The 12270-nt window shown below is 71.4% G+C and carries 14 protein-coding genes; 9 read left to right on the top strand and 5 right to left on the bottom strand.

The genetic code is table 11. From position 1 onward, the window contains the following. Positions 1-118: 118 nt before the first annotated feature. Together BLW57_RS09660 and BLW57_RS09655 are read right to left on the bottom strand one after the other, a co-directional pair. Positions 119-1009, bottom strand: a complete 891-nt coding sequence (locus BLW57_RS09660) for a 2-hydroxy-3-oxopropionate reductase (RefSeq protein ID WP_093473708.1) — start codon at positions 1007-1009, stop codon at positions 119-121. A 41-nt stretch (positions 1010-1050) separates the two neighbouring features. Beyond that, the gene (locus BLW57_RS09655; RefSeq protein WP_093473707.1) at positions 1051-1881 is read right to left on the bottom strand and encodes a TIM barrel protein; all 831 of its coding nucleotides are present in this window, start codon (positions 1879-1881) and stop codon (positions 1051-1053) included. Positions 1882-2041: 160 nt separating this feature from the next. Here BLW57_RS09655 and BLW57_RS09650 point away from each other — a divergent pair, with 160 nt between their 5' ends. The 8 genes from BLW57_RS09650 (at position 2042) to BLW57_RS09615 (ending at position 9206) form a co-directional block, all read left to right on the top strand. Continuing rightward, a complete protein-coding gene (locus BLW57_RS09650; protein WP_093473705.1) occupies positions 2042-2305 on the top strand; it encodes a YkoF family thiamine-binding protein in 264 nt (87 codons plus the stop codon). 47 nt (positions 2306-2352) lie between these two features. Continuing rightward, the gene (locus BLW57_RS09645; RefSeq protein ID WP_371127852.1) at positions 2353-2664 is read left to right on the top strand and encodes a helix-turn-helix domain-containing protein; all 312 of its coding nucleotides are present in this window, start codon (positions 2353-2355) and stop codon (positions 2662-2664) included. Positions 2665-2791: 127 nt separating this feature from the next. After that, the gene (gene uraD / locus BLW57_RS09640) at positions 2792-3304 is read left to right on the top strand and encodes a 2-oxo-4-hydroxy-4-carboxy-5-ureidoimidazoline decarboxylase (RefSeq protein WP_093473701.1); all 513 of its coding nucleotides are present in this window, start codon (positions 2792-2794) and stop codon (positions 3302-3304) included. A 4-nt stretch (positions 3305-3308) separates the two neighbouring features. After that, a complete protein-coding gene (uraH, locus tag BLW57_RS09635; protein ID WP_093473700.1) occupies positions 3309-3704 on the top strand; it encodes a hydroxyisourate hydrolase in 396 nt (131 codons plus the stop codon). A 4-nt stretch (positions 3705-3708) separates the two neighbouring features. Beyond that, the gene (pucL, locus tag BLW57_RS09630; RefSeq protein WP_093473698.1) at positions 3709-4632 is read left to right on the top strand and encodes a factor-independent urate hydroxylase; all 924 of its coding nucleotides are present in this window, start codon (positions 3709-3711) and stop codon (positions 4630-4632) included. A gap of 63 nt (positions 4633-4695) precedes the next feature. Further along, on the top strand, positions 4696-6108 hold the full coding sequence (locus tag BLW57_RS09625; protein WP_093473696.1) for a nucleobase:cation symporter-2 family protein: 1413 nt from the start codon (positions 4696-4698) through the stop codon (positions 6106-6108). A gap of 74 nt (positions 6109-6182) precedes the next feature. Further along, positions 6183-7568: an 8-oxoguanine deaminase gene (locus BLW57_RS09620; protein ID WP_093473694.1), complete on the top strand. Its 1386-nt coding sequence runs from the start codon at positions 6183-6185 to the stop codon at positions 7566-7568. Between the two features lie 270 nt (positions 7569-7838). Continuing rightward, positions 7839-9206 (top strand): nucleobase:cation symporter-2 family protein, encoded by a 1368-nt coding sequence (locus BLW57_RS09615; protein WP_093473692.1) that lies wholly within the window; start codon positions 7839-7841, stop codon positions 9204-9206. Between the two features lie 73 nt (positions 9207-9279). Here the strand turns inward: BLW57_RS09615 and BLW57_RS09610 are convergent, their stop codons facing one another. Further along, entirely contained in the window at positions 9280-10077 is a 798-nt protein-coding gene (locus BLW57_RS09610) for an AraC family transcriptional regulator (protein WP_371127782.1), read from the bottom strand. Between the two features lie 95 nt (positions 10078-10172). On the opposite strand from BLW57_RS09610, the gene BLW57_RS09605 reads away from it, so the two are divergent. Next, entirely contained in the window at positions 10173-11027 is an 855-nt protein-coding gene (locus BLW57_RS09605) for an SDR family oxidoreductase (protein ID WP_371127781.1), read from the top strand. A 56-nt stretch (positions 11028-11083) separates the two neighbouring features. Here BLW57_RS09605 and BLW57_RS09600 read toward each other — a convergent pair whose 3' ends face one another. After that, the gene (locus BLW57_RS09600; RefSeq protein ID WP_093473688.1) at positions 11084-11506 is read right to left on the bottom strand and encodes an acyl-CoA thioesterase; all 423 of its coding nucleotides are present in this window, start codon (positions 11504-11506) and stop codon (positions 11084-11086) included. Positions 11507-11559: 53 nt separating this feature from the next. Further along, the gene (locus BLW57_RS09595) at positions 11560-12192 is read right to left on the bottom strand and encodes a hypothetical protein (RefSeq protein WP_093473686.1); all 633 of its coding nucleotides are present in this window, start codon (positions 12190-12192) and stop codon (positions 11560-11562) included. Between the last annotated feature and the right edge of the window lie 78 nt (positions 12193-12270).

Here is a 12270-nt window from a genome sequence, read left to right as displayed (position 1 = left end):
CTAGATTTGGGTGGACGGGGCGTCAACAGTTTGTTGAAGTGGGTTCCGGGCGGCGCCGACGCCTGGGCGCGACAGGACAGGTGTCGGCGGCGGCGCCGCCCGGAAGTCTCGGGGTGCGTCAGACCTTGGCGCCGGAGAGGCGCTCCACCGCCCGCAGCAGGGCCGAGTGGTCCAGGCCGCCGTCGCCCTGGGCGCGCAGGGAGGCGACCAGCTGGGCGACCACGCTGCCGACGGGCAGGGCCGCGCCGACGTTGCGGGCGGCGTCGGTGACGATGCCCATGTCCTTGTGGTGCAGGTCGATGCGGAAGCCGGGCTTGAAGTCGCGGGCCAGGAAGTTGTCCTTCTTGCGCGTCAGCACGGTGGAGCCGGCGAGGCCGCCGTTGAGGACGTCCAGCGCGGCCTTGAGGTCCACGCCCGACTTCTCCAGGAAGACCACGGCCTCGGCGCACGCCTGGATGTTCACGGCGACGATCAGCTGGTTGGCCGCCTTCACGGTCTGGCCGGAGCCGTGCGGGCCGCACAGCACGATGGTCCTGCCGAGGGCGTCGAAGATCGGCTTGGCCTCGTCGAAGTCGGCCTGGCCGCCGCCGACCATGATCGACAGCACGGCCTCCACGGCGCCGGCCTCGCCACCGGACACGGGGGCGTCCAGCACCCGGATGCCCTTGTCCTTCGCGGCGGCGGCCAGGTCCACGGAGGTCTGCGGGGTGATCGAGGACATGTCGATCAGCAGGGCGCCGGACCTGGCGTTCTCCAGGATGCCGTCGGGGCCGTAGGCGATGGCCTCGACGTGCGGGGAGGCGGGGACCATGGTGATCACCACGTCGGCGTCCCGGACCGCCTCGGCGATCGAGCCGGCCGCGGTGCCGCCGGCAGCGGCCAGGCGGTCCAGCTTGTCCTGCTCCAGGGTGTAGCCGGTGACCTTGTAACCCGCCTTGACCAGGTTCTCGGACATGGGGGAGCCCATGATGCCGAGGCCGATCCAGGCGATCTTGGGAAGGTTGCTCATCTCGGGGGTGCCTCTCTGACTGCTCTGCAAAGTCGGGGGGTTCAGCGCGCTTCGCGCGGGAGCCACGCGAAGGCCTCGGCGCTGGGACGGCCGCCCGGCTTGTACTCCAGGCCGACCCAGCCGTCGTAACCGGCCTTCCGCAGCCGGTCCAGCAGCTCCTCCAGCGGGAGCGAGCCGGTGCCGGGGGCGCCGCGGCCGGGGTTGTCGGCGATCTGCACGTGCCCGGTCCTCGCCGCGTACCGGTCGATCACCGAGGGCAGGTCCTCGCCGTTCATCGACAGGTGGTACAGGTCCATGAGGAACTTCGCGTTCCCGAGGCCCGTGGCCGCGTTGACCTTGTCGACGACGTCGATCGCGGACGGCGCCGACACCAGCGGGTACAGCGGCGACTCGGGCCGGTTGAGCGCCTCGATCAGCAGGATCGCGCCGATCCGGTCGGCGGCCCGGGCGGCGAGCACCAGGTTCTCCAGGGCGAGCGCGTCCTGTGCGGCCGGGTCCGCGCCGTCGACGCGGTTGCCGTACAGGGCGTTGAGGGCCTTGCAGCCGAGCGACTGCGCGAACCCCGCGGCCACGTCGATGTTGGCGCGGAACCTCGCCGACTCCTCACCCGGGACCGACAGGGCGCCGCGGTCCGGGCCCGGCAGCTGCCCGGCGTAGAAGTTCAGCCCGGTGAGCTGGACGCCCGCGTCCTCGATCGCCTTCTTCAGGGCGTCGAGCTCGGACCGCTCGGGGGTGGGGGAGTCGATCCAGGGCCACCACAGCTCGACCGCGGAGAAGCCGGCCGCGGCGGCGGCCGCGGGACGCTCCAGGAGCGGGAGTTCCGTGAAGAGGATCGACAGGTTGACGTTGAAGCGCTGGTCTGCGAATCCCATTCGGGCCGCGCTCCCTTCCGTGGTTCTTGTTTCCGTATAGCGGAAGTTCGTTTCTGCTTAATGGAAGATTGCCGTCGGGTGTCGGCGCTTGTCAAGAGGGCCCGGCAGCCCGTCCTCACCGGGCCGCCCCAAAACCCGCGGCGCGCGTTAGGTTGTGCGCGTGCGATTGAGAGTGGAGTTCACGACCGAACCCTTCGACCTGGAAGAGGCGCCCGCGCACGCCCTCGTGGCGCGGCAGGTCCTCGAGGCGGCCGAGTTGGACGCCGTGGACGTCGGCCCGTTCGGCAACACGGCCGAAGGGGCCGCCGACGGCGTGCTCACCGCCGTCGACGCGCTGCTGCGCAAGGCCCTGGAGGCCGGTGCGACCCGGGTCTCGCTCCAGGTCAACGTGATCGAGGACGCGAGCGGGGAGGGCGACAGTTGACCGGGGACGAGCCCTTCATCGCGGCCGTGAAGCCGCTGATCGACGCCATGGGCGGGGAGATGCTTCCGCCGGACGAGGCCGGTCCGGAGGATGTCGTCCTCGCCTGGGAGGGCGTCGACGTCCTCGCCGTACGCCTGCCCCAGCTCGCCGACTCCCTCGACCACATCCTCGCCGCCATGGAGCGCAGACAGGGCCGGCCGCTGGCCGACCTGGACCGCAAGGCCAAGCAGGAGGTCGTGCGCATACTGGAGGCGCGGGGCGCCTTCGCCGTGCGGCACGGCGTGGAGACGGTGGCGGGTGCACTGGGTGTCAGCCGCTTCACCGTCTACAACTACCTGAACCGGGAGAAGGGGGCCTGAGCGGCCCGGGCGCCGCCGCGGCTTGTTACGCGGATTTTTCAACAAAGTGTTGACGTGATGTTTCCGAGGGCGTTAGCTATCGGCAGCCCGTTCAGCACGAAGGCCCATCGCGGCCACGGAGGCTCCCGTGACGTCGACTTCCACGCCCCCGGGCCTCGCCCGGTTCAACGACCTGGAGGAGGACGCGGCCCTCGCCGCCCTCCACGAGGCGTGCGCCTCCACCGAGTGGGCCCGGCGGTTGCTCGCCGGCCGCCCCTATCCCACCGCCGAAGCGCTCTACGCGGCCGGTGGCGCCGCCACGGCCGAGCTGACCGCCGAGGACCTCGACGAGGCGATGGCCGGGCACCCGCCGATCGGGCGTCCCAAGCCCGGCGACCCGACCTCCGCCCGTGAGCAGCGCGGCATGGCCGGCGCCTCCGAGGACCTCAAGGCGGAGATGCTCGAGCTCAACCTGGCCTACCAGGAGAAGTTCGGCCATGTCTTCCTCATCTGCGCCACCGGCCGTACCGGCGAGCAGATGCGCGACGCGGTCAAGGAGCGGATCGGCAACTCGCCCGAGCAGGAGCGGGAGATCGTCCGCACCGAGCTGGGCAAGATCAACCGCATCCGACTGGCCCGACTCGTCGAAGAGGACGCCTGACACCATGAGCACCAGCACCACCGCCTCCGTGTCCACGCACATCCTGGACACCTCCGTCGGCCGCCCCGCCGAGGGCGTCGCCGTCCAGCTCGCCGCCCGCAGCGGGCGCGACGCGAACTGGCAGGCGCTCGGCGGCTCCGCGACCGACGCCGACGGCCGGTGCAAGGACCTGCCGGCCCTGCCGGAGGGGACCACCCACGTACGGCTCGACTTCGCCGTCGAGCCGTATTTCGAGAAGAAGCAAGCCGATGCGCAGCAGGACGCCCCCGCGAATCGGGACAGCGGAACCGGTGTGTTCTTCCCGGAGGTGGCGATCACGTTCGCCGTCGTACCGGGCGAGCACTACCACGTGCCGCTGCTGCTCAACCCGTTCGGCTACTCCGTTTACCGAGGGAGCTAGCTAAATGCCCACGATTCTGGGACAGAACCAGTACGGCAAGGCCGAGAACCGAGTCGTCAAGATCACGCGGGACGGCGCCACCCACCACATCAAGGACCTCAACGTATCCGTGGCGCTGAGCGGCGATATGGAAGAGGTCCACTACTCCGGCTCCAACGCCAACGTCCTGCCGACCGACACCACCAAGAACACGGTGTTCGCGTTCGCCAAGGAGCACGGCATTGAGTCCGCCGAGCAGTTCGGCATCCACCTCGCCCGCCACTTCGTCACCTCGCAGGAGCCGATCCACCGCGCCCGGATCCGCATCGAGGAGTACGCCTGGGAGCGGATCGAGACCTCCGACGCCAACTCGAAGTTCATCGGCTCGGACGAGGTCAAGCACTCCTTCGTGAAGAAGGGCCAGGAGACCCGCCTCACCCAGATCACCTACGACGGCCGGAAGTGGGAGGTCGTCTCCGGGCTCAAGGACCTGACGGTGATGAACTCGACCAACTCCGAGTTCTGGGGCTACGTCAAGGACAAGTACACCACCCTCCAGGAGGCGTACGACCGCATCCTGGCGACCTCGGTCTCCGGCCGCTGGCGGTTCAACTGGACCGACGACGAGCAGAAGATGCCCAACTGGGAGAAGTCCTACGAGCAGGTCAAGAAGCACATGCTCCAGGCCTTCGCCGAGACCTACTCCCTCTCACTGCAGCAGACGCTGTACCAGATGGGCTCGCGCATCATCAACAACCGCGGCGAGATCGACGAGGTCCGCTTCTCGCTGCCGAACAAGCACCACTTCCTGGTGGACCTGGAGCCGTTCGGCCTGAAGAACGACAACGAGGTCTACTTCGCCGCCGACCGCCCCTACGGCCTCATCGAGGCCACCATCCTGCGGGACGGCTGTGAGGCCCTGATCCCGGTCGACACGACCAACCTCTGACGCGGGACGCGCGCCCCCGGCCCACCACCCGTGCCGGGGGCCCGCCACACCGGAGGGAACGAAATGGCACAGCCTGCGAAAGGGCCCGCCACAGCCCTGGGTCCCACCCCGCCGGGGCACACCGAGGACGCCGTCACGTCCGTGCATCCGGTGGACGAGAAGCTCCACGTCACCCGGCTCGTCCCGGCCGCGCTCCAGCACATCGCCGCGATGTACGCGGGCGTCGTCACTCCTCCGCTCATCATCGGCCAGGCCTGCGGACTCGACATCGCGGCCCGCACCCGGCTCATCGCCGCGAGCCTGCTCATCGCGGGCGTCGCGACCATCCTCCAGACCATCGGCGTCAAGGGCCTCGTCGGCAACCGCCTGCCCTTCGTCAACGCCGCCTCCTCCGCCGGCATCGCCCCGATCCTCGCGATCGCCGAGACCAGCGGCAAGGGGCACCAACTCCCCGCGATCTACGGCGCGGTGATGGTCGCCGGGGCCTTCTGCCTGGCGCTCGGCCCGTTCTTCGGGCGGCTGCTGCGCTACTTCCCGCCCCTGGTCACCGGCGTCGTCATCACCCTGATCGGGGTCACCCTCATGCCCGTCCCGGTCGGCTGGGCCCAGGGGGGCGACAAGACCGCCGCCGACTTCGGCGCCATGCGGCACCTCGCGCTCGCCGGCTTCACCCTCGCCGTCATCCTGCTGATCCAGCGCTTCGGCAGGGGATTCGTCAAGCAAGTGGGCCTGCTGTTCGGGCTGTTGATCGGCACCCTGGTGGCGATCCCCTTCGGCATGGCCGATTTCAGCGGGCTGCGGTCCGCGCCGGTCGCCGCGCTGCCCACCCCGTTCGCCTTCGGCACCCCCGAGTTCCAGCCCGCGGCCGTGCTGTCGCTGTGCATCGTGATGCTCGTGCTGATGACCGAGAGTTCCGCCGGCATGCTCGCCCTCGGCGAGATCTGCGACCGCCGTGCCGACGCGAGGACCATCACCCGCGGCCTGCGCACCGACGGCATCGCCACCCTGCTCGGTCCCGTCTTCGGCGGCTTCCCCACCTCCGCCTTCGCCCAGAACGTCGGCGTCGTCTCCCTCACCCGGGTGCGCAGCCGCTACGTCGTCGCCGTCGCCGGCGCCACCCTGCTGGTCCTCGGCGCCTTCCCGGTCCTCGGTGCCGTCGTCTCCCTGGTCCCCATGCCGGTCCTGGGCGGCGCGGGCATCGTGCTCTTCGGCTCGATCGCCGTCAGCGGCATCCGTACCCTGTCCGAGGCGGGGCTGGACGACAGCTCCAACATCATCCTGGTGGCCGTGGCGCTCGGTGCCGGCATCATCCCGCTGGCCGCGCCGACCTTCTACGCGGACTTCCCGGCCTGGGCGCAGACCGTGCTCGGCTCCGGCATCAGCGCGGGCGCGCTCGTCGCCGTCCTGCTCAATCTGTTCTTCCACCACCTCGGCACCCGGAGCGGCAGGCCCGCTCCGGCACTCAAATCCTCCTAGGGTCCTGCCGTGCCCTCCCTCCCCGTGGACACCCCTTCGGTCCACGGGCCGCCACTGAAAGAAGAGGAAGCACCATGGCACCATCGGCAGGCCAGCGCATCGTCATCGAGAACTGCGCGATCGCGACCGTGGACGCGGGCGACACGGAGTACGCCTCCGGGTACCTGGTCCTGGCCGGCAACCGGATCGAGGCGGTCGGCGCGGGCAAGGCCCCCGATGGCCTCGAGGACGTGGTGCGCCGGATCGACGCGACCGGCCATCTGGTCACGCCCGGTCTGGTCAACACCCACCACCACTTCTACCAGTGGATCACCCGGGGCCTGGCCACCGACCACAACCTGTTCAACTGGCTGGTCGCGCTCTACCCGACATGGGCGCGCATCGACGAGCAGATGACGTACACGGCCGCCCAGGGCTCCCTCGCCATGATGGCCCGCGGCGGTGTCACCACCGCGATGGACCACCACTACGTCTTCCCGCGGGGCTCCGGCGACCTGTCCGGCTCGATCATCCGCGCCGCCGCGGAGATGGGCGTACGGTTCACGCTGGCCCGCGGCTCGATGGACCGCAGTGAGAAGGACGGCGGCCTGCCGCCGGACTTCGCCGTCGAGACGCTGGAGGGTGCGCTCGCCGCCACCGAGGAGACCGTCAAGAAGCACCACGACGCCTCCTTCGACGCCATGACCCAGGTGGCTGTCGCCCCCTGCTCCCCGTTCTCCGTGTCCACCGAACTCCTCCGGCAGGGCGCCGAGCTGGCCCGCCGGCTCGGAGTACGGCTGCACACCCACGGCTCGGAGACCGTGGAGGAGGAGAAGTTCTGCCACGAGCTGTTCGGCATGGGTCCGACGGACTACTTCGAGTCCACGGGCTGGCTCGGTGAGGACGTGTGGATGGCGCACTGCGTCCACATGAACGACTCCGACATCGCCGCCTTCGCCCGGACGAAGACCGGTGTCGCCCACTGTCCCTCGTCCAACGCCCGGCTCGCGGCCGGCATCGCCCGCGTGCCCGACATGCTCCGGGCCGGTGTCCCGGTCGGTCTCGGCGTGGACGGCACCGCCTCCAACGAGTCCGGTGAACTCCACACCGAGCTGCGCAACGCCCTGCTGATCAACCGCCTCGGCGCCCACCGCGAGGCCGCCCTCGACGCCCGCCAGGCGCTGCGGCTCGGCACGTACGGCGGCGCCCAGGTGCTCGGCCGGGCCGAGCAGATCGGGTCGCTGGAGCCCGGCAAGCTCGCCGACCTGGTGCTCTGGAAGATGGACACGCTCGCCCACGCCTCCATCGCCGACCCGGTGACCGCGCTCGTCTTCGGCGCGGCGGCCCCGGTCACCGCCTCCTTCGTCAACGGTCGGCAGATCGTCGAGAACGGCCGCCTGCTGCACGTCGAGGAGGACGCCATCGCCCGCTCCACCCGCGAGGAGGCCCAGCGCCTCGCCCGGATCGCCGCCCAGGGCTGATCCACACCCCACACTCCGGCGCCCCACCCCCGTGGCGAGGCGCCGGCGGACTCCGGCCGGGAGGGACGGCTCACGGCCGGAGCCGTGGATCCGAGCGGGATCCACGGCAAGCCGTCTCCGGGGCGCGTGCGCACGCGCGCGCCCCGGAACGGTCACCGCTGTACCGCTCACCGCTCGAGCGCCACCCCGTCACGGTCCCGCACGACCACACGCACCACCTCCCAGAAACCCACGTCGACGACGACGTGTTACCCGCCCGGAGGAGCAGCCGTGGCCGCCCATCCTGTTGACGAGAAACTCCCCGCCCTGAAAATGGCGACCAGCGGCCTGCAGCACGTGGCCGCCATGTACGCCGGAGTAGTCGCACCACCCCTGATCGTCGGCGCGGCCGTGGGCCTGAGCGCGACCGATCTGACGTTCCTCACCGGCGCCTGCCTGTTCACCGCGGGCCTCGCCACCTTCCTGCAGACGCTGGGCATCTGGAAGATCGGCGCCCGGCTGCCCTTCGTCAACGGCGTCACCTTCGCCGGTGTCGCCCCCATGACCGCCGTCGTCGCCTCCACCGAGGACAAGTCCGACGCCCTGCCGATCATCTTCGGCGCGGTCATCGTCGCCGGCCTCCTCGGTTTCGTCGCCGCGCCCTTCTTCAGCAAAGCGATACGTTTCTTCCCGCCGGTCGTCACCGGCTCGGTCATCACCCTGATCGGTGTGTCCCTGCTGCCGGTCGCCTTCGGCTGGGCCCAGGGCCCCGATCCGAAGGCCGACGACTACGGCTCGACCACCTTCCTCGCCCTCGCCGGCATCACCCTGCTCATCGTCCTGCTGCTGCGCCGCTTCACCCGCGGGTTCGTCAAGCAGATCGCCGTGCTGCTGGGTCTGATCGTCGGCACCCTCGTCGCGATCCCGTTCGGTGTCACGGACTTCAGCCCCGTGGCCCACGCCGACGTGGTGGGCTTCCCGACGCCGTTCCACTTCGGCGCCCCGCAGTTCCAGCTCGCCGCCATCCTCTCGCTGTGCGTGGTGATGGTGGTCTCCATGACCGAGTCGACCGCCGACATGCTGGCCCTCGGCGAGATCGTCGAACGACCCGCCGACGAGCGGACCATCGCGGCCGGCCTGCGCGCCGACACCCTCGGCTCGGCGCTCAGCCCGCTGTTCAACGGCTTCATGTGCAGCGCCTTCGCCCAGAACATCGGCCTGGTGGCGATGACCCGGATCCGCAGCCGGTACGTCGTCGCGACCGGTGGCGGCTTCCTCGTCCTGATGGGCCTGTGTCCGATGGCCGCCTCGCTCATCGCCGTCGTGCCCCGCCCGGTCCTCGGCGGCGCCGGCATCGTCCTGTTCGGGTCGGTCGCCGCGAGCGGCATCCAGACCCTGATGCGGGCCGGCCTCGAACGGGACAACAACGTCCTGATCGTCGCCGTCTCCCTCGCCGTGGGGATCATCCCGATCACCGCGCCCGAGTTCTACCACGCGTTCCCCGAGACCGCGAAGATCGTCCTGGACTCGGGCATCTCCACCGGCTGTATCACGGCCGTGGTGCTCAACCTGCTCTTCAACCATCTCGGCAAGGACCGAGAGGCCCACGACGTCACCCACCCGATGGAGGCGGGCGAGGAGATCGCGGCCGTGCACTGACAGCGCGGCGGGCCACGGAGAAGAACACGGCGGCCCGCCCGCCGTCACGACCGGAGCCCTGGACGACCAGGCTTCAGCCGCCCGCCGCCGCCCGGCAGGGGGTCGTCGAGGGCAGCCGGCCGGTGACGTACGAGCGGGGCGGTACACCCATCAGGGACCGGAAGTCGGACGTCATGTGCGACTGGTCGTAGTACCCGGTGGCGACCGCGAGTTCGGACCAGGAAGCCGTCGCGGCCCGGGTGACGACCGTGCGCACCCGGTCGATGCGCGCGTAGTGCTTGGGGGAGACCCCCACCCCCTCCGTGAACAGGTTGCGCAACTGGCGCTCACTCACCGCCAGTTCACGAGCGACGTCACGGACCTGGGCGGGGGCCCGGTCCGCCCGGACCGACAGCGCGTCGGCCCCGGCCCGCACCAGGGCCGTACGGCCGTGGTCCGCGGCCGCCGGCAGCGTCTCGGGGAGCGCCTCGGCCAGATACGGCACCACCTCCTCGGGCTCCAGGCGGCGCAGCTCCCTCGCGAGCCGCCGCGCCGTCCCGCCGGGCAGTCGGTCCAACGGCACGGCCCGGCCGACCAGTTCGGCGGCCGGGACGCCCAGCAGAGGCAGGGCGGTTCCGGGCGCGAGCCGCAGCTCCAGACAGGACAGATGGGCCTTGCCCTCGTGGTACGAGGCACGTACCCGCGGTCCGACGGCCATCACGTCGTGGTGCCCGCCCGCCGACACCCGCAGCACCACCTTGGTGACCGCGTCGGGCAGATGGACGAAGGCGGCCCCGCCGGGATCGGCGAGGGACACGTTCCGCACCCCGGTGATCCAGGGGTGCAACATCTCCGTTGTGTTCAAGGCCAGTTCGGCGGTCGTGTTCGGCACCTCACCAGCCTAGGCGCGCGGCACGCTCCCGGGACGGGCGAAGCGTGCCGGTTTTTCCAAGAGCGGCGGACCCCGTCCGGGCCACCGTGGACCCCATGATCCTGGTGACGGGTGCCACGGGCACCATCGGAAGTGAAGTCGTACGACAGCTCGCGGAGCGCGGCGACAAGGTCCGCGCCCTGACGCGCCACCCGGCGAGGGCGAAGGCGCCACGGGGCGTGGAGGTGGTGCGCGGGGACTACGGCGACCCGGGCTCCCTCGACGGCCCGATGGAGGGGGTGACGGCCGTGTTCCTCGTCGGTGTCCCGGGCCCCTCCGCGCAAGCCGACAAGGTGCTCGTGGCCGCGGCGGCGAAGGCGGGGGTACGCCGGCTGGTGAAGCTCTCCGCCATCGGCACCGGGGATCCCGAGGCCGGCCCGTTCGGTCTGTGGCACGCGGACGGTGAGCGGGCCGTGCGGGAGAGCGGGGCCGAGTGGACGGTCCTGCGGCCCTCGTCGTTCGCCTCCAACACGCTGAGCTGGGCACCGGCGCTCCGGGACGGCGAGCCGGTGCCCAACATGACCGGGGACGGGGCGTCCGGGGTGATCGACCCGAGGGACGTGGCCGCGGTGGCCGTGCGGGCCCTGCTCGACGACGGGCACGCCGGACGCACGTACACCCTGACCGGTCCCGAGGCGATCAGCGTCCCGGAGCAGGCCGTCGTCCTCGCCTCGGTCCTCGGCCGCCCGGTCCGGACCCGCGACCTGTCCCCGGAGGGAACCCGTGAATTCCTCCGCACCGTCTGGGGCTTCGACGAGACGCAGGCCGAGGGCGTCCTGACCGGAACGGCCCATGTCCGCCGCGGCGGCAACGCGCTGGTCACACCGGACGTGCCGGAGGTACTGGGCAGGAGGGCCCGGTCCTACCGGGAGTGGGCCGAGGACAACCGGGCGGCTTTCGGCGGTAGTTGACCACGCTCAGGGTCGCGTCCGGTCTCGAAGGGGGGCCGGGCCGACCCGCGCGACCGCTACAGCCCGAACAGGCCCAGGTCGGTGGCCAGTTCCTGGAAGATCTCCCGCGGATCGGGGAGCAGCTTGCGTTCCGCCAGGTTCAGCATGCCGCCCACCGCGGTGAGCTCCGCCGCGAGAGTGCCGTCGGCCTTGCGGATCTCCTGACGGATGCGGAAGGTCTTGCCGCCGCCCCACTCGAACGCGCAGGACACGTCGACCTCGTCGCCCGCGAGCAGCTCGCGCCGGTAACGGATCGTCGTCTCCAGCGCCACCGGGCCCACGCCCCGGCCGACCAGCCGGGCCTGGCTGATCCCGGCCGCCTGGAGCAGCGACCAGCGGGCGTGCTCCGCGTAGTTGAGGTACACCGCCTGGTTGAGGTGCCCCTGTACGTCGGTCTCGTACCCGCGGACGGTCACACGGACGGAAAACGGTTCGGACACCTGCTTGCCCTTCTCACGTCAGGATCTCCGGTGCACCGATCATGGCACGGGGGTCACGCCCGGCGCGGCGAGGCCAGCAGATAGCGCGCCCGGCTCCGCGGCTCGGTGTACTCGCCGGTCTGCCAGCCGGCCCCCTCCAGCGTGGCCGCGCAGGCCGCCAGCGTCTCCGCGTCCGGCGCGTACACGGCCACCGCCTCCGGCTGCGGGGTCGCCCGCACCCGGTAGCCGTCCGTGTCCCCGCCCGCCGGGTGGTGGCCCGCCGCCTCCAGGGCCAGGGCGGCCGCCCGCACCAGATGCGCGCGCTCCCAGCCGCAGGGCCGGTCCGTCGCACCGTCGGGATGGGTCATCCGGCGCAGTTCCAGCAGCCCCTGCCAGGCGCCGTGCACCTCGCGCCGCCGGGCCGGACCGGACGGCGGGGCCTCCTCCTCGCCGCCGACCCGCGCCGCGAACACCCCCGCCGCCGGCCGCTCCTCCCGCGGCGCCTCGGGCGCCGCGTCCGGCACCGCCTCCCGTATCCGGTGCCCGGCCGGGGTCAGGAAGTGGTCGTGCGGCGGCCGCGAGTGCCGGAAGGCGAGGCCCCGCTTCACCAGCGCGGCGAGCTGTGCCTCCGTGCCGCGCAGCCGGCCGGTGACCGCGTCGGCGGCCTCGATCACCCGCCGCTGGGCGGCGGTCGGCGGTCGTGTCACGGCGCGCTCCTTGCGATGTCGTCCCGCGCGGACCGCCCCGGTGGACGGCCCCTTCGCAGCGTACGACCCGGGTCCGAC

This window comes from Streptomyces sp. 1222.5, assembly GCF_900105245.1.
In the GTDB taxonomy this organism is placed as follows: Bacteria; Actinomycetota; Actinomycetes; order Streptomycetales; family Streptomycetaceae; genus Streptomyces; species Streptomyces albidocamelliae.
Note: the sequence above shows the minus strand (reverse complement) of the source record. Positions and strands in the feature narration are given on the sequence as shown.